14 protein-coding genes and 3 tRNA genes are annotated in these 17,867 nt (G+C 41.3%); 8 read left to right on the top strand and 9 right to left on the bottom strand.

Translation table 11 applies throughout. The features are described from left to right. Positions 1 to 337: 337 nt before the first annotated feature. Positions 338 to 1,108, bottom strand: coding sequence for a ParB/RepB/Spo0J family partition protein (locus G5B60_RS11035; RefSeq protein WP_164684049.1), 771 nt, complete (start codon positions 1,106 to 1,108; stop codon positions 338 to 340). Positions 1,109 to 1,221: 113 nt separating this feature from the next. Then, positions 1,222 to 2,496, bottom strand: coding sequence for a S1C family serine protease (locus tag G5B60_RS11030; protein ID WP_164684047.1), 1,275 nt, complete (start codon positions 2,494 to 2,496; stop codon positions 1,222 to 1,224). Between the two features lie 210 nt (positions 2,497 to 2,706). On the opposite strand from G5B60_RS11030, the gene rlmH reads away from it, so the two are divergent. Beyond that, on the top strand, positions 2,707 to 3,186 hold the full coding sequence (rlmH, locus tag G5B60_RS11025; protein ID WP_164684045.1) for a 23S rRNA (pseudouridine(1915)-N(3))-methyltransferase RlmH: 480 nt from the start codon (positions 2,707 to 2,709) through the stop codon (positions 3,184 to 3,186). 15 nt (positions 3,187 to 3,201) lie between these two features. Here rlmH and G5B60_RS11020 read toward each other — a convergent pair. Continuing rightward, positions 3,202 to 3,275: transfer RNA gene (locus G5B60_RS11020), tRNA-Arg, on the bottom strand. A 110-nt stretch (positions 3,276 to 3,385) separates the two neighbouring features. After that, on the bottom strand, positions 3,386 to 3,760 hold the full coding sequence (locus tag G5B60_RS11015; RefSeq protein ID WP_164684044.1) for a VOC family protein: 375 nt from the start codon (positions 3,758 to 3,760) through the stop codon (positions 3,386 to 3,388). 275 nt (positions 3,761 to 4,035) lie between these two features. Between G5B60_RS11015 and G5B60_RS11010 the strand changes: the two genes are divergently transcribed. Further along, positions 4,036 to 4,107, top strand: a tRNA-Glu gene (locus G5B60_RS11010). 30 nt (positions 4,108 to 4,137) lie between these two features. After that, positions 4,138 to 4,211, top strand: a tRNA-Asn gene (locus G5B60_RS11005). Positions 4,212 to 4,299: 88 nt separating this feature from the next. On the opposite strand, the gene G5B60_RS11000 is transcribed toward G5B60_RS11005, so the two are convergent. From G5B60_RS11000 to G5B60_RS10990, 3 genes are all read right to left on the bottom strand, one after another. Then, positions 4,300 to 6,879 carry a YfhO family protein gene (locus G5B60_RS11000; RefSeq protein ID WP_241154539.1) on the bottom strand — a complete coding sequence of 860 codons (2,580 nt, stop codon included), beginning with the start codon at positions 6,877 to 6,879 and terminating at the stop codon, positions 4,300 to 4,302. Between the two features lie 73 nt (positions 6,880 to 6,952). After that, a complete protein-coding gene (locus tag G5B60_RS10995) occupies positions 6,953 to 8,575 on the bottom strand; it encodes an ATP-binding cassette domain-containing protein (protein WP_164684041.1) in 1,623 nt (540 codons plus the stop codon). Between the two features lie 64 nt (positions 8,576 to 8,639). Further along, the gene (locus tag G5B60_RS10990; RefSeq protein WP_164684040.1) at positions 8,640 to 9,512 is read right to left on the bottom strand and encodes a YitT family protein; all 873 of its coding nucleotides are present in this window, start codon (positions 9,510 to 9,512) and stop codon (positions 8,640 to 8,642) included. A gap of 372 nt (positions 9,513 to 9,884) precedes the next feature. Here G5B60_RS10990 and trpS point away from each other — a divergent pair, with 372 nt between their 5' ends. Together trpS and guaB are read left to right on the top strand one after the other, a co-directional pair. Continuing rightward, positions 9,885 to 10,907: a tryptophan--tRNA ligase gene (gene trpS / locus G5B60_RS10985; protein WP_164684038.1), complete on the top strand. Its 1,023-nt coding sequence runs from the start codon at positions 9,885 to 9,887 to the stop codon at positions 10,905 to 10,907. Between the two features lie 202 nt (positions 10,908 to 11,109). Then, positions 11,110 to 12,591 (top strand): IMP dehydrogenase, encoded by a 1,482-nt coding sequence (gene guaB / locus G5B60_RS10980; protein ID WP_164684036.1) that lies wholly within the window; start codon positions 11,110 to 11,112, stop codon positions 12,589 to 12,591. 139 nt (positions 12,592 to 12,730) lie between these two features. Here guaB and recF read toward each other — a convergent pair whose 3' ends face one another. Together recF and yaaA are read right to left on the bottom strand one after the other, a co-directional pair. After that, positions 12,731 to 13,831: a DNA replication/repair protein RecF gene (recF, locus tag G5B60_RS10975; protein WP_164684034.1), complete on the bottom strand. Its 1,101-nt coding sequence runs from the start codon at positions 13,829 to 13,831 to the stop codon at positions 12,731 to 12,733. Positions 13,832 to 13,834: 3 nt separating this feature from the next. Next, positions 13,835 to 14,191, bottom strand: coding sequence for a S4 domain-containing protein YaaA (gene yaaA, locus G5B60_RS10970; RefSeq protein ID WP_164684024.1), 357 nt, complete (start codon positions 14,189 to 14,191; stop codon positions 13,835 to 13,837). 166 nt (positions 14,192 to 14,357) lie between these two features. Between yaaA and yfmF the strand changes: the two genes are divergently transcribed. The 3 genes from yfmF to G5B60_RS10955 all read left to right on the top strand — a co-directional run bounded on the left by yfmF (position 14,358) and on the right by G5B60_RS10955 (position 17,863). Then, complete coding sequence (yfmF, locus tag G5B60_RS10965; RefSeq protein ID WP_164684022.1) at positions 14,358 to 15,605, top strand: EF-P 5-aminopentanol modification-associated protein YfmF; 1,248 nt, start codon at positions 14,358 to 14,360, stop codon at positions 15,603 to 15,605. 1 nt (position 15,606) lies between these two features. After that, positions 15,607 to 16,878: an EF-P 5-aminopentanol modification-associated protein YfmH gene (gene yfmH / locus G5B60_RS10960; RefSeq protein WP_164684021.1), complete on the top strand. Its 1,272-nt coding sequence runs from the start codon at positions 15,607 to 15,609 to the stop codon at positions 16,876 to 16,878. A gap of 67 nt (positions 16,879 to 16,945) precedes the next feature. After that, on the top strand, positions 16,946 to 17,863 hold the full coding sequence (locus G5B60_RS10955) for a helix-turn-helix domain-containing protein (RefSeq protein ID WP_164684019.1): 918 nt from the start codon (positions 16,946 to 16,948) through the stop codon (positions 17,861 to 17,863). Positions 17,864 to 17,867: the final 4 nt, after the last annotated feature.

Raw genomic sequence — 17,867 nt, 5'->3', positions numbered from 1 at the left:
AGGCAGTCCTCTTGTGGATAAATTCAGTTTCTTTATTGTACCATAAGTTCACATAGTTTTCCACAGGCAAAAAAGAAAAAGATTTGTTTAAAAAGTTATCCACAAAGTCAGTATTATCACGTGTTTAGCTGATTTTTACTCAAAAAGAAGGCTAAATTTGTCATCAAAAAGTAACCTAAGAAGATCTAAATAGTTGCAACTGTGGACAAAAAGAGTCAACAGGTGTGTACTTGACTTATCCACAGGTTGTGAAAAACTTTCTTTCTAAGATTTCTCTAGAGCTTTCACGTTTTTATCTTGTGGAAAAGTGAATATAAAAAAAGAAGTTATAAACAGCTTATTTAAAACTGTTTATAACTCTGTTTAAATCGTCTAAGGTCTTATAGGTAATACTCAACGTCCCTGAGCCGTCTTTTTTGGTGTGGATTTTTACGTCAAGTCCTAACTTTTCTGCTAGAGCACGCTCCTCGTGGCTGGTAAAGAGATCCTTACTTTCTTTTTTGCTAGGTGCCTTTGCCTTTAGTTGCTTTTCTAGCTGACGGACAGTGAGCTGCTCCTTTAGCACTCTTTGGTACCATGTAAGCTGAGTGTCCTCTTTTTCTAGTGTCAATAGAAGCCTGGCTTGCCCAGTGCTGATGTGACCTCTTCTTAAGCCTTCTTGGATGCTTTTAGGCAGCTGCAAGAGCCTAAGGCTATTTGTGATGTAGGGGCGTGATTTGCCCATAAATTGTGCTAATTCTTCGTGGGTTAGCTCTTTTTTGCTGATCAGTTGCTGGTAAGCCAGCGCTTCTTCTATGGGGTCAAGATCGCTACGTTGTAGATTTTCAATAATGGCTTGTTGCATACTCTGCGTGTTATCAAGCTGTTTTATGATGGCAGGAATTTCTGTTAGTCCTGCTAACTGCGACGCTCTTAGCCTACGCTCTCCTGCCACTAGCTCGTAGCCAAAAATATCAGATGGACGCACGATAATAGGTTGAATAATCCCATTTTGCCCAATAGAAGCTGCTAGTTCTTCTAACTCTTCTTGTTTAAAATGAAGCCTAGGTTGGTAAGGGTTGGGGCTGATATCTTTGATCGCAATCGTTGTTAATCTGTCTTTCGTCATAAATTGTCCTAGTCATTAAAAGTATGATAAAAAGGTTGAGAACTCTCAACCTTTTTTGCGAGACGAGCTCGCTAATATTGTACTATATCTGAGTCAAAATCACTAGAAGAAAATCACTCGCTAGCAGAGCTAGAACTTGAGGTCAAATCTTTACTTGATTTTGTTAGTTTAATGTCAACGGTTTTCTTAGTTGTTCCACGGTAGAAGGTAACCTTGATAGTATCTCCGATGCTATGGTCGTAAAGGAGACTTTGGAGATCACTTGTTGAAGTAACAGCTTCGCCGTCAATTTCAGTAATGACATCGTATTTTTCAAGCTTGCCACTAGCAGGCATACCAGACTGTACAGAAGCTACCACAACACCATTTGTCACACTTGTTGGGATGTTGAGCTGGCTGATGGCGCTTGTTGATAGGCTGCTAAGGTCCGTCATGGAGATACCAAGAGCTGGACGGGTCACTTGACCGTTCTTTTCAAGCTGGTTGATGATTTTCACCACGTCGTTTGATGGAATGGCAAATCCCATACCCTCGACAGAATCACCACTTGATAGACTAGATGATGATGTGCTTGAAATCTTACTTGAGTTGATACCGATGACTTGTCCTTCGATATTGATGAGAGGACCACCAGAGTTCCCTGGGTTGATAGCGGCATCGGTTTGGATAGCGTTTGTTGAGATGGTTTGTCCGCTGTCATTAGTTGTTGTCACGGTACGGCTAAGACTTGAGACGATACCTTGTGTTACAGAGTTGGCATAGTCTGTACCAAGAGGGCTTCCGATAGCGATAGCTGTTTCACCGACCTTGATAGTAGAAGAGTTAGCAAATTCAGCAACGGTAATATCCTTCACTTTACTTGATTTAATCTTAACGACAGCAAGGTCAGAGTAGGTATCCGCACCGACTAATTCACCAACAACTTTTGTGCCATCTGAGAGCTGAATCTCGATTTGTTGAGCACCGTCAATAACGTGGTTATTGGTAACGAGATAAGCAGTATCACCGTCTTTCTTGTAGATGACACCAGACCCTTCACCATAAACAGACAAGCCGTTATCTGTAGTATCAGAGCTTGAGCTATTGTCTTGGCTATTTTGACTATCACCGCCAAAAAGTCGTCCGTACAAATCAGAGCTTGAACTTTGTGTTTTTTGGTAATTGATAACCGAAACAACAGCTCCTTGAACTTTTTCAACCGCCTTAGTAGTGCTATTTGAATTATTATAGACCACCTTACCAGCAACTGTTGTTGAGTTTGAGCTGGAGTTAGAACCAAGAGGGGTTTTCAGGATAATAAGCGCTCCTAGAATACCACCGATAAATCCGATGATAATCACGACCAACCATTTTCCCCAACCTTTGAAAAATGTTGCGATAGACTTCATAAAAAACTCCTTAGTCAATTCATTTTTACTAACAATATATCAGCAGACTTAATTAGACCTTAAAGGTTCTCTTAAAAGTTATCCACAGACTGTGGATAATAAATGACCTTTGAAGATTTCTTACGCTTTTACGCTACTTCTAGCTTCTAAAAATGCTTTTCCACTTGTGGAAAAGCTGTTAATTTTCTGTTTATATGGTAAAATAAAAATATGAAAGTAAAAATCATCACCGTCGGAAAACTAAAAGAAAAATACCTCAAAGAGGGTATCGCAGAGTATAGCAAACGTCTCAGTCGCTTTACCAAGTTAGAGCTGATTGAGGTGCCAGATGAAAAGACACCTGATAATGCGAGTGAGGCAGAAAAAACAGCTATCATGGCAAAAGAGGCTGAGCGTATCTTAGCCAAAATCTCTGAGCGTGAGTATGTCATGGCGCTTGCGATTGAAGGACAGCAATTTCCTTCTGAGACCTTTAGTCAAACATTAGCCAATGCCACATTAAGCGGCTACTCGACCCTTACATTTATCATTGGAGGAAGTCTTGGCTTAGCTCCTGAGGTCAAAAAAAGAGCCCACCAGTTGGTGAGCTTTGGCAAGTTAACCCTGCCCCATCAATTGATGCGACTGGTTCTTATCGAGCAGATTTACCGAGCCTTTATGATTCAGCAAGGTAGCCCTTATCACAAATAAAGGGCAAGAAAAAAATGATTCCAGCAGGATTCGAACCTGCGACCGTTCGCTTAGAAGGCGAATGCTCTATCCAGCTGAGCTATGGAACCACAACAACACTATTCTAACAAAATTGACCGCTAGTGTCAATAAGCTTACAACTAAATAGACGGACAGCAAAAAGCACCTATGAGCTAGCTCATAGGTGCTTTTAAAGTGTTTAATGTTCTTCTTTGTGGCAGACAGCTTCTATGTTGTTACCATCAGAGTCAATAAGATAGGCAGCATAGTAGTTAGGGTGGTAGTTTTCACGCAAGCCAGGCTCACCATTACTTTTAGCCCCTGCTGCTAGCCCTGCCTGATAAAAAGCATCGACCTGAGCATGCGTATCTGCATGAAAGGCAATGTGCTGAGGCTCAGCTTCCCCTTGGTTCAGCCAGAAATCGCCCATGAGGTCACAATCATTAGGCTCTACAAAGCTAGCAGCTTGCGGAAAATCCGCTGCTAGTTGATAGCCTAGAGGTCGCAAAACCTTTTGATAAAAATCCTTGCTTTTTGTAAAGTCTTTGACCTTAATACCGAAATGATCAATCATAAGAGGTCCTCCTTTTTCAAGGGCATTGTAACAAATTGGATAACCAGTGTCAACGAGCTTGAGACTAGTAAAATCGGGCTGTTTCTGAAGCAGCCTTGAATGAGATTGACAGCGTGAAAAGAAAGGTGGCAGCATTTAGGGTCTCTCTATTTGTGCTACCTCTTTTTTCATTATTGGAAAAAAAGAATGAAAAAAATAATTTTTTTCAAAAAAGTGCTAGACAAAAACTTTTTTTCTGCTATAATAGTAAGAGTAATAAGGACAGTTCCTTTTCTGGTCCGTTGGTCAAGGGGTTAAGACACCGCCTTTTCACGGCGGTAACACGGGTTCGAATCCCGTACGGACTATAGTAAAACTGCTTGGCAGTTTTTTATTTATCCGGCATAGCTCAGTTGGTAGTAGCGCATGACTGTTAATCATGATGTCGCAGGTTCGAGTCCTGCTGCCGGAGTGATAAGGCAACTAAGAGACGTTTTATAACGTCTCTTTTTTAGCTTTAAAAATGAGCTATCAAAAAAGAGACAGGATCCCTGTCTCTTTTAATGTTTTACTCTTTTCTTTTGGATGTAGAGATAGCCAAGAAAACCACTGATACCAAGTAGAGAAAGACCGACTCCTGCTGTGAGCCCGTTTGGCACAAAGGTGAGTGTTACTGTGTGTTTTCCTTTAGGAACATCAACCATCATAAAACCGCTTTGCCCTTTGCGTATGGTCGCTTTTTTTCCGTCGACTTTAGCAGACCAGCCACTATCATATGGCAGTGTAAAGAAGAGAGAACTTGCTTTGTCCGCTTGATAGTGAGCGGTGACGTGATTGCTGTGGGTGCTAACAGAAACATCTTTTTGGTTTATAATCGTCATTGCTTTTTGGTAATTGGCAATATTCAGACCATAGAAGTGTGGTTCTTGGAAGCTGACACGCTGATTTTCTGGGAAGGTGATGGTAGCTGTGATATTCTCATTGGCGTCAAATTCTCCCAAATCAAAGAAGGTATAGGCATCGTCTGTGGTGTAATGAACCGTTTTACCGTTGATGGCGATAGCAACATTTTCTTGATTGGTATTTGAAAATAGGATATTTGGCATGCTGAGGTAGACTTGGCTTTTCTCTGTTGTCTTAAAGCTGTAAGTGACAGAAGCGGTGCCATTGTCTACTTGTTGCGTTGTTACTGTCTTGTCAAGCTGACTAGCTCCACTGACCAATTGAGATGATAAGCGGGAAAAATAGCTGTCATGAAGCCCAGTAAGCTGATTGAGAAGGGCAGTTTGATTGTCCAGTGTGTTGACAGTGAACTTGACATCTTTGTAAACACCGTTTGTTAGAATGGCGAGTTGGCTAGCATTGCTATTTTCATATAGACTGACAGCATCTTCAGATGCGACTAGCGAGAAACCATACTTATTAGGAACATCCTCTGAAGCAAGCAGATACTTGATACCAAACAAACTATCAGCAATCAAGGTATTATTTTGATAGCGCAGGTTGAGATTGGTACCGGTAGACTTGTACCCCAAACGGTCAAGCATGCTACTAGAGAGCCTGTTGCGAATAGATGAGAATTGTGAAATCCCATTGTAGCCAAACTTCATGCTGTCATTTCCTGTCTGAGGAAGATTACGCTCCGTTCGGAAAAAGGTCTTGGTTCTTTCTTTACTCAGAGCGACGAGTTTACTAATCTCTGTTAGCTGCCGTTCGTAGCCTTCTCTTGTTGGAAAGACCCATTCGTCTTTGACACCAGTAATCTGAGCGTGCGTGTTAAAGGTCACCTCTAAAACGGTGAACAGTAGGATAAAACTAACAAAAATGGACTTTGTAAACCAGCCTTTTTTCCAGCTGATGATGAGCACTATGTAAACCAGTGTAAAGATTAGCGTAAAGATAAAGAGGTAGCCTGTCAAGAAAGGATAGTGTTTTCTTGCGATAAAAGTAGCGATAAAACCAAGACTAGGGATAGCTATACCTAGAAGAGAGTGTCTCAGTTGATTTTCTTTGAGGTAGGTCAAGGTCTCTCCAGCTACCACAATCATAAGGAGCGAAAAGACCCAGGCATAGCGATGTAAAAACATATTTGGGGCATGCATGCCTTGCCAAAATAAGTCAAGTGGCTGTAGATAAAAACTAGCGATCAAGAAAGCAAATAAACAAGCATAAGAGAGTCGTATTTTCCAGTTGATTTGCTTTAGAGTAAAGAAGATGAGTGTCAAAAAGAGAGGAAACAGTCCCACATAAATCATGGGAAGCGCTCCAAATTTAGTGGTATCATAACTTCCCACTAGATTTTTAGCAAAGAAGTCAAGATACCAACTATCTTCTGTAAAGAGAGTTGTCAACTTTGTCAACTCCTCGCCATGCGTTGACAAGTCAAGATATGTCGGAAGTAGCATGACACAGCTGGTCAGTGCAGCAAGCAACGAGATGAGGCCAAACCGCACAAAGCTAAGGAGACGTTCCTTCCAAGTCGTCAATCGACTGAATAAGGTAATGCTGTAGAGCACCAGAAAAATCGCCATCATAAATCCAAAATAATAGTTTTGGATGAATAAAAGAGAGAGCGCCAGATAATAGAGGAGGACTTTTCGGTTTTTGATGAGACGATCTAGCCCTAAAAGAATCAGAGGCGCTAGTATAAAGACATCCAGCCACATGTTAATCTCAATCTGACTCATAGCAAAACTCATTAAACTATAGGACAAAGAGAGTGCTAGAGCAAGGGCTCTATGCAGTTTCGCATAAAGCTTTGTGAGCATGTAGTAGCTAGAGAGCCCCATTAAGCCAACCTTTATCAAGGTAAACAAATAGATGGCGTCAGGCATAGTCTCAAGATTAAAGAAATAAACAAAGGGTGACAAGAAACTTCCAAGATAGTAGCTGATAAGCGCATAGAAATTTAATCCTAGCCCACTTGTAAAAGTGTAAAAAAGACTGTCCTGACCATGCAAGATATTGCGCAAGTTTTGAGCAAAAATCACATATTGGTGAAAGCCATCGCTGGCTAGAATAGTTGTAGGACTGTTCCAATAGATGTTTTGTGTCAGTAAGATAAAAGCTAGAATCGCTACAGGCAGGAGAAAACTGCACAGGTAATAAAAGGTTTTCTGGTATTTTTTCAAGAATGCCATAGTCACTCCTTGTCTAGGGCTATAAAAGAATCAAGTCTGAAGCCTCTAGTGCTCCAGACTTGCTGAATGTTTATTACGATTTCCAAAGCTCAGCCACTTTAGCTTGAACCTCTGCATTGTCCAAAAACTCGTCATAAGTCTCGTCAATACGGTCAATGACACCATTTTTTGAGATGACGATGATGTGATTGGCTAGGGTCTGGATGAACTCGTGGTCGTGACTAGCAAAGATGATAGATTCTTTAAAGTCTTTGAGTCCGTCGTTTAGACTAGAGATAGACTCCAAGTCTAAGTGGTTGGTTGGGTCGTCAAGGATGAGAACGTTTGACTTGAGGAGCATGAGTTTTGAGAGCATGACACGCACCTTCTCACCTCCTGAGAGAACGTTGACAGACTTGTTAACCTCATCACCTGAGAAAAGCATACGTCCCAAGAAGCCACGTAAGAAAGTATTGTCGTCTTCTTCTTTACTTGCAAATTGGCGTAGCCACTCAAGGATAGACTCATCTGTTGCAAAATCTTTAGAGTTATCTTTTGGAAGGTAAGAACGACTTGTGGTTACCCCCCATTTGATAGTGCCTTCGTAGTCGATATCATCCATGAGCGCACGGATAAGAGCTGTGGTTTGGATGTCGTTTTGTCCGATAAAGGCTGTTTTATCACCTGGACGTAGGATAAAGCTGATATTGTCTAAAATCTTCTCACCATCAATGGTCACAGAGAGATTTTCTACCGTGAGCAAGTCTTTTCCAGTTTCACGTTCAGAGACAAACTTGATAAATGGGTACTTGCGGCTAGAAGGCACGATTTCTTCGAGTTCAATCTTATCCAGCATTTTCTTACGAGAGGTTGCTTGTTTGGATTTGGAAGCGTTAGCGGAGAAACGAGCGACGAACTCTTGCAGTTCCTTGATTTTTTCTTCAGCTTTAGCATTGCGGTCTGCTTGCAATTTAGCAGCGAGCTCACTTGACTGTTTCCAAAAGTCGTAGTTACCGACATAGAGCTTGATTTTTCCAAAGTCCAGGTCTGCCATGTGGGTGCAGACTTTATTTAAGAAGTGGCGGTCGTGAGAAACGACGATGACGGTATTTTCAAAGTCAATGAGGAAGTCCTCAAGCCAAGTGATAGACTGGATATCAAGACCGTTAGTAGGCTCGTCAAGGAGCAGCACATCAGGCTGACCAAAGAGCGCTTTTGCAAGGAGGACTTTGACCTTGTCCCCATTTGCCAGCTCACTCATGTTTTGGTAGTGGAGGTCTTCTGGGATGTTGAGGTTTTGGAGGAGTTGTGAAGCCTCACTCTCAGCTTCCCAACCACCTAGCTCAGCAAAGATACCCTCGAGCTCAGCAGCACGCACGCCATCCTCGTCAGAGAAGTCCTCTTTCATGTAGATGGCGTCTTTTTCTTTCATGATGTTGTAGAGTTTTTCATTTCCCATGATGACGACATCAATGACACGCTCTTCCTCGTAGTCAAAGTGATTTTGACGCAAAACCGAGAGACGCTCATCTGGTCCTAGTGACACATGCCCAGTTGTAGGCTCAATATCACCTGCTAAGATTTTTAAAAAAGTTGATTTTCCTGCACCGTTGGCACCGATAAGACCGTAGGTATTACCTGCTGTAAAGTTAATGTTGACATCATCAAATAATTTTCGGTCACTAAAGCGTAGCGACACGTCAGAAACTGTTAGCAAATTCTTTCACCTCATTTTTTATTGCATCTTCATTTTACCTAAAAAGTGTTGATTTTTCAACGGACTACATCGGCGGAAGAATGTCGTCTGTTGCTTTATGGTACTGTTTTGTCAGACTAAAGCCACGCCCCATGACTTGACTAGCAGGCATGGCAATGATAAAGGCTGTTTCGTCGTATTTGAGGATTTCTTTTTGCAAGCGAGGAAACTCGATACTAGAGACAGTGGTCATCAGCATTTCCTTTGTCCCACCTGTAAATCCTCCGATGATTGGCCACTGGCTAACGCCACGGTCAAGCGTGTTTGTGATATAATCTCGAACTTGCTTGGTTTCTTTGGTAATAATCATAATATTTTTAGATGCATTAAAGCCAGTACTGATAACCTCTACCACGTAGGAAATAGTAATCAGAGCTATAATAGAGTACATCACAGTATCCGCATCAAAGGCAACAAGACTAATCCCCACCACAAGACCGTCAATGAGCACAAGGACAACACCAAAAGGCAGTGGTGTGTACTTGTGGAGGATTTGTACGATGATACCTGTTCCTCCAGTGGAGGAATTGCCAAGAAAAACAAGCCCAAGTCCAGCTCCAACGATAACCCCACCAAAAAGAGCTGCTAGCAGCTGATTGTCAGTGACATTTGGAAAGTTAGCTGTCATCTGGATAAAAACGGGATAAATCAGTGAGCCATAAATGGTTTTAAGAAAGACCCCTCTTCCCAAGAAAACAAGGCAGAGCACCAGCAGTGGGATGTTACTTGCCATGACAAAGGTCGCAGGAGTCCAGCCAAAAAGTTTTTCAAAACTGACAGCTAATCCCCCAACCCCACCTGAGGCGATATGGTTGTGTAAAAACATGACGTTAAAGCCGACAGCTGAAATGAGTGATCCAACGGTCACCAAGAAGAAATCAAAAAGTTTTTTAGTCATTGCGTCCTCTTTCTTACTTATGACTCTATTATCACAAAAGCTTTAGAAGACGTCAAGAACCTTATTCTAACTTGACAAACAAGGGGAAATAACATAGAATAAAGGTGTTATTCAGAAGGGTTATCACGAGTGATTTATAGAGAGTTGGCGGTGCTGCAAGCCAGCAATTACAAGATGACTTTGGGCTGATGTTTGACGTGAAACAAATACATAAGTTTCAGGACTAGCACCCCTTAGCGTGCTTCTTCTTTGAAGAGTGAGATGAGTAGTTACACTACTTAATCGAGGTGGTACCACGTTATAGAGACGTCCTCGCACAGCTAGCTGTGCGAGTTTTTTTGATAAATAAGATAAAAAAAGAATGGAGTAATTATGACAAAACCAGTTATTTTGACAGGCGATCGCCCGACAGGAAAATTACATTTGGGGCATTATGTAGGAAGCTTAAAAAATCGTGTGCTTCTGCAAAATGAAGATAAATACAAGATGTTTGTCTTTTTAGCAGACCAGCAAGCCCTAACAGACCACGCCAAAGAATCGGCTATTATCAAAGAGTCTATCGGAAATGTCGCTCTAGACTATCTGTCTGTAGGTCTTGACCCAGAGAAAGTGACCATTTTCATCCAGAGTCAGATTCCAGAGCTGGCAGAGTTGACCATGTACTACCTCAATCTCGTTTCTGTAGCGAGACTTGAGCGCAATCCAACGGTTAAAACAGAGATTGCTCAAAAAGGCTTTGGTGAGTCTATTCCGTCTGGTTTTTTGGTCTATCCTGTGTCACAGGCAGCGGATATCACAGCCTTTAAAGCGAATTTTGTCCCAGTTGGTAACGACCAAAAGCCTATGATTGAGCAAACTCGTGAAGTGGTGCGCACCTTTAACCACACCTATAAAGCAGATGTCTTGGTGGAACCTGAAGGGATCTTTCCGCAAAATGAAGCTGCTGGACGTCTTCCGGGGCTTGATGGCAACGCCAAAATGTCAAAATCTCTAGGAAATGGGATTTACCTTTCAGACGATGCGGATACCGTTCGTAAAAAAGTCATGTCCATGTACACTGACCCTAATCACATTCGTATCGAAGACCCAGGGCAAATCGAAGGCAACATGGTCTTTCACTACCTTGATATCTTTGGACGTGAGGAAGACAAGGCAGAAATTGCAGCCATGAAAGAGCACTATCAACGTGGTGGACTTGGGGATGTCAAGACCAAGCGCTATCTTCTTGAGATTTTGGAGCGTGAGTTGAGCCCTATTCGTGAGCGTCGCCTGGAGTATGCTAAAGACATGGGAGAAGTGTTCAACATGCTGCAAAAAGGAAGTGACAAGGCACGTGAAACAGCAGCGCAAACCCTATCTGAAGTCAAAGCTGCCATGGGTATCAATTATTTCTAAGCATTTGAGAGATTCTGCTAACAAAACTTGTTAGCAGAGTTTTTATTTCTGCAAATTTTCTGACAAATGGTGGAAGGAGTATCATTTTAAAAAATAAAATAGAAGTAGTTGACAAATGATTTTAGCGTGATATGATAGTAACAATAACCCTTAGGACAGGGCTTGTAAGGTCTTGTTACTAAATAGAAAAGAGGAACTGTAAATGTCAAATTGGGACACTAAATTTTTGAAAAAAGGATTTACTTTTGATGATGTCTTGCTCATCCCTGCGGAAAGTCATGTACTTCCAAATGAAGTCAATATGCAAACCAAACTTGCTAAAAATTTGACATTGAATATTCCTATTATTACAGCAGCCATGGACACTGTTACTGAAAGTCAAATGGCAATTGCGATTGCACGTGCTGGTGGACTTGGTATTATCCACAAAAACATGTCTATCAAGGCACAAGCTGAAGAAGTCCGTAAGGTAAAACGTTCAGAAAATGGTGTTATCATCGACCCATTCTTCCTAACCCCAGACAATACTGTCTCAGAAGCTGAAGACCTTATGCAACGCTACCGTATCAGCGGTGTGCCTATCGTCGAAACTCTTGAAAAACGTCAGTTGATTGGTATCATCACAAACCGTGATATGCGCTTTATCTCAGACTACAACCAACCTATCTCAGCACATATGACAAGTAAAAATCTTGTCACAGCTCCTGTCGGTACAGATCTTGAGACAGCTGAGCGTATCTTGCACGAGCACCGTATTGAGAAATTACCACTAGTTGGTGAAGAGGGGCGCTTGTCAGGACTCATTACCATCAAGGATATTGAAAAGGTTATTGAGTTTCCAAATGCTGCTAAGGATGAGTTTGGACGTCTTTTGGTTGCAGCTGCAGTAGGTGTCACTTCAGATACTTTTGAGCGTGCAGAAGCCCTCTTTGAAGCAGGTGCAGATGCCATTGTTATCGATACAGCACACGGTCACTCTGCTGGTGTTCTTCGTAAAATTGCAGAAATTCGTGAGCACTTCCCCGATAAGACACTTATCGCAGGTAACGTTGCAACAGCTGAAGGTACACGTGCCCTTTATGAAGCTGGTGTTGATGTTGTTAAGGTTGGTATTGGACCAGGTTCTATCTGTACAACACGTGTCGTTGCCGGTGTCGGTGTTCCACAAATCACGGCGATTTATGATGCAGCAGGTGTGGCTCGTGAGTATGGCAAGACAATCATCGCAGATGGTGGTATTAAGTACTCTGGAGATATCGTCAAAGCTCTAGCAGCCGGTGGTAATGCCGTTATGCTAGGTTCTATGTTTGCAGGAACCGATGAAGCTCCTGGTGAAACAGAAATCTTCCAAGGACGTAAGTTTAAAACATACCGTGGTATGGGTTCAATCGCAGCCATGAAAAAAGGCTCAAGCGACCGTTACTTCCAAGGTTCTGTCAATGAAGCTAACAAACTCGTTCCAGAAGGTATCGAAGGACGTGTGGCTTATAAAGGCGCAGTCGCAGATATCGTCTTCCAAATGCTTGGTGGTATCCGCTCAGGTATGGGTTATGTTGGTGCTTCTGACTTACACTCTCTCAGAGAAAATGCCCAATTTATCGAAATGTCTGGTGCTGGTTTGAAAGAAAGTCACCCACACGATGTTCAAATCACAAACGAAGCTCCTAACTACTCCGTACAATAATAAAAAGAGGTGTCAACCTCTTTTTATTATTGTAAACAATATGTCAACACTATTGTAAATCAAAAACAGAAAACAAGCTATATTAAGCTTATTTTCTTGTAAATAAATGTAAATTATATGTAAACACAACTGTAAATAGTCATTCTTTTTCATCAAGTAAGTGACCAGCTTCAATTGTAAAGAGTTTCAGCTCTTGAGGCAAGTCTTTGAAATGGTCAATGCTTGTTGTGGTCATAAAGGTTTGAACATTATTGTCTTTGATGGCTTGCAGGAGTTTTTCTTGGCGAGTATAGTCAAGCTCACTCATAACATCATCAAGCAGCAAGATAGGCGATTCCTTAGTTGACGCCTTAATCAGGTCGATCTCTGCTAGCTTTAGTGAGAGGATGAGACTACGCTGCTGACCTTGGCTACCAAAGGAAGCATTCAGTTCATTGATGAAAAAAGCCAAGTCATCTCGGTGTGGACCAACACCTGTATTTTTTTTGAACAGGTCACGCTTCCTAGAAGCTTCCAGTTGTTTTCTGAATTGCTCCTCAATCTCGTCAACAGCTGTAAATGAAATAGACGAGAGATACTGGATAGACAGGTGCTCAAGCTCATTTGAAATCGTGAAATGGTGCTTATCTGCTTGTTGTGACAAGTCTTTGATAAACTGATAGCGGTGCTTGATGACACGACTGCCATAGTGGATGAGCTGCTCATCAAGTACAAAGAGATATTCCTTATCCACCGTCTCAGCCGTCTTCAAGTAGCTATTACGCTGTTTAAGCACGTGATTGTACTGAGATAAATCTGCCAAATAAAGTTGCTTAATCTGCCCCAAATCAATATCAATAAACTTCCGTCTAAGTGCAGGTGCTCCCTTGACTAACTGTAAATCCTCTGGTGCAAATAAGACGACGGTCATATTTCCGATATAATCGGATAATTTTGCTTGCTTCAAGTGGTTGAGTTTGGTTGTGCGTCCATGCTTAGAGAGATGGATGTCAAGAGGCACTTTACCATTTGTGCGAACGAGAGAACCAGAGACATGCAGAGAATCTTTTTGAAACTGTATCAACTCTTTGTCTGAGCGTGTCCTGTGGCTTCTTGTCAGCGCCAAAAAATAAATGGCTTCTAGAAAGTTTGTCTTTCCCTGTGCATTTTGTCCAATGAAAATATTGAGCGTAGGTGAAAAGCGAGCTTCTAACGTATCGTAGTTACGATAGTTTTGAAGGGTCATTGACTCTATCCACATAGCCTACATTCCTGGAAAACGGGGTTTTTGTTTCTTGTTTGCCCGAGCTTTTTGGGCTTTATTGTCTTGGTTCATTTTTTGCACAATCTTTTTGACCCGTTCTTTTTCACTGAGAAGTTCTTCTCGTTCTTTGATTTCATCGGCACTTGGCTCTGTGATAGTGATGGTCATGTCTAAATCGGGAATGACAATGGTATCTAAAAGTCGCAATTTACGACCACGACGAGTTTCTTTTTCGCCATTAACGAGAACTGTCGTCTCTTGTAGAAAACTTTTAACAGCTCCGCCACTTTGTATAATGCGTAAATCTTTTAACAGCGATTGTAAAGTAATATAATCATCAAATAATGTATAATGCATAAGTTCCTCACAGGTATTGATAGTAGTATTATACCATAAGCTGATAAAGAACGAAATGTTTAGCCATCAAGGAGGTTGACAAGCTTGTCAAAGCAACGCTTACAGTAGGAGGAAGTGGTAAAAAATGGTATAATGTGAGGTAAGATTTTCAAGAAAAGGACCAATCATGAAACTTGCAGAAGGTGTCAATCTCCATTTTATCAAAAAGCCTGGTTACAAAATGAATCATATCACCTTTCGTTTTTCGGGAGCTCATCTTGAAAAAACAGTGACCAGACGTGTCTTAGTAGCACAAATGCTAGCAACAGCCACTAAAAAATACCCAACGAGCCTAGAATTTAGAAAGAAATTGGCTTCTCTTTATGGAGCTAGTCTATCAACCAATGTATCAACTATAGGAAAGACGCACCGTGTTGATATTGAGATTAGTTTTATGAGAGACGCTTATACTTTTCATAAAGAACCTCTCTTAGAGTCTATCGTAAATGTCTTAAAAGAGGTGTTGTATGCGCCATTAGTCAGTAGTTTTCAGTATAATCAAAAGGTGTTTAGCCTAGAAAAAAACAACTTAAAACGTTATTTGGAAGCTGAAGAAGAGGATACATTTTATAGCAGTCAATTAGATTTACAGCGCCTTTACTACCAAGATGATGACTTGAAAGCCAGTCCTTATGGTGAGATTAGTAACATTGAAGCAGAGACACCTTACTCGGCTTATCAAGAATTTCAGAGGATGCTGCAGCAGGACTGTATTGATATTTTTGTTGTGGGAGAGGTGGATGATTATCGAGTGATTCAGCTGTTGAGTCAACTGCCATTTGATGACCGTTCTAACGATGTAGTATTAAAATACCAACAGCCTATACAAAACACTGTCAACATAGTGACAAACAGGCGTCAAGTTCAACAATCTGTTCTTCAGTTAGGGTATAGGTGCCAAGTCAATCAATCAAAAGAGGATAATTTAGCTCTAGTCCTACTGTCAGGCATGTTAGGTAATTTCTCGCATTCGTTGCTGTTTACAGATGTCAGAGAGCGTTTAGGGATAGCTTATAATATTGGTTGTCAATTAGATGTTTACACTGGTTTGCTCAATGTTTACGCAGGTATTGATAAGAAAAATCGTCGTCAGGTTTTAAATGCCATCAACAAACAGCTCTTTAAACTCAAGTTTGGTCGCTTTTCAAATGAACTTCTAGAGCAGACGAAATCACTGCTAAAAACAACGAAGTTGATGATGACAGATAAAGTGTCTTATAACGTTGAGGAATTGTATCTTAATGAACATCTAGGCAGTCGTCTTTCTTTAGAAGAGTGGTTGACAGAACTTGACAAGGTTAGTAAAGAAGATATTAGCAGAGTAGCACGCTATATCAAGTTACAGAGTTTGTATTTTGTAGAGGGAAAAGACTAAGATGGTGAAGTTGATTCAAAAAGAATATAGTCAGTTTGGAGAAACCCTTTATACTGCTAAACTTTCTAGTGGTTTGCAGCTGATTTTACTTCCTAAAAAAGGGTTTAGAGAGACTGTTGCGATGATGAGTGTTGGCTTTGGCGCTATGGATACCGACTTTTCTTACAGGGGAGAGACATATCACTATCCTTCAGGTATTGCACATTTTTTGGAGCACAAACTGTTTGAGGATGCACAAGGGGAGGATGTTGCTTTACAGTTCAGTCAACTAGGTGCTGATAGTAATGCTTATACTAGTTTTGATAGAACGTCCTATTTCTTTTCGACGACAGGTCATGTAAAAAAGAGTTTACAGCTATTACAAAGTTTTATTGTTGAGAGGCATTTTACAGAGCAATCTATTGAGCGTGAAAAAGGTATCATAGAGCAGGAAATCGCCATGTATCAGGATGATGCTGACGATAGGCTGTATCAGTTATTATTAGCTCAGCTCTTTCCAGTTACTCCAATGGCACAAGATATTGCAGGCAGTAGCGATAGCATAGCCGCTATTTCTTATAAGGATTTACAGAAAAATCATGACTTGTTTTACACAGCGGATAATCGTAGGCTGGTTGTGGTTGGTGATTTTTCACCGAAGGATTTAGCCAAGGTTATTGATAACACAGAGGAGATGTTGACAATTCCTTTAACCAAGAAAATTGAAAAAATCCCTATTGCTTACAATCCTGTGATTGCAAAGGCGACCGTCTATCAAGACATTGTTAGCCCTAAAGTGGCTGTTGGTTATCGTGGTCTTCCTCTTAGTGAAAATCAAGACCCCTTACGCACAAAGTTGATCTTACAGCTGTTCTTAGATATGCTTCTAGGCTGGACATCACAATCTTATCAAGGTTTGTATGATGCTGGTCTTATAGATGACCGTTTTGACATCGAGGTGGAGTGTTATGGCACTTTGTTGTTTGTAGTGATAACAGCAGACACACGTGAGCCGATTGCCTTAGCAACAAAATTGCAGCAATCTATTAACCAGATAAAGGATTTGCCTGATGTGACTGAGGAGTATTTTCAGCAGGTGGTTTATGAGTGCTATGGTGCCTTTTTATCTGAGATGGACTCCCCTTATGACGTGGCTATGCAGTTGACACGTTTTTCTCAGTATTTGGAAATTCCTGATATGTTAAAAAATATGAGCTTAGAGGATGTTTTACAAGAAGGGCTTTCTTTTTTTGAAACAGCCGATAGAGCAGAAATTGTCATGCTTCCAAAGTAAATAAGCAGGAAATAATCGCCATTTTCTGATATAATGAAGAGACTAGAAATCGTACAGAGGAAACCATATGAAAGAAAGAACACTTGGCGATCGTTTGAGAATCCGGCGACTTAAGCTGAACCGCAGTTTAAAGGATATTGAAAAAGAAACCAATATCCCTCTTCACTATTTACTAGCCTTAGAGTTAAACCGATTTGATGCGATTCCAGTTGAAGATTTGGATCACTATATTAGCGCTTATGCCAAGGCAGTTTCACTGGCTGAGGAGGAAAATGCCAATCTCAACTTGACTGTCAAAGAAACGGTACCCCAAGCACCAGAGCAGCCTGCTTATGAGCCAGCTACTTCACCTCAAGCATTGCCAGTAGAAAAACTAGAGCCATTATCAGACAATAGTAAAACAACTGTTAATGAGCCAATAGTTTCTGAAGGAGAAAAGCCAGAGTCGGTTTCTTTATCTCGTGCTGGCAGACGACGCTATTACAGTGTTAGAAACTGGCTAGTAGGCATATCCATAGTGCTTATTCTTTCAGCTGGGACGGCTCTTGCTTGGCTATGGTGGCAGCAGTCTAGCCAACTTCCAGTGAGCAAGCAGACAGCAACTAGTCGTCAAAAAACGACGTCACAGTCAACAACAGCTAGCTCGACTCAAACGCCTAGACTAACGGTCAGTCAAGATGCTAACGGTGCTACCGTTGTCACTTTGTCGCAAGCTACAAGACCTGTAACTATCGAAGTGTCTTTATCTGGAGAAGCTTCAAGCTGGGTGTCTATGTTAAATACTGACCTGTCTAGTGAGGGCGTGCTCTTAACAGCACAACAGCCATCTGTGACAGCGACTCTAGATGCAGGTGCTACTAGCTCACAATTTGTCTTTGGCTACCCAGAAGCCGTCACAGTTACCATCAACGGTCAGAAGTTAGATATGACTACAATTACAAGTGCAGCTAATACAGCAACTCTTAACGTAACGGAAGGAGACTAATTCA

Source organism: Streptococcus hyointestinalis (genome assembly GCF_011039275.1).
Lineage (GTDB): Bacteria > Bacillota > Bacilli > Lactobacillales > Streptococcaceae > Streptococcus > Streptococcus hyointestinalis_A.
Note: the sequence above shows the minus strand (reverse complement) of the source record. Positions and strands in the feature narration are given on the sequence as shown.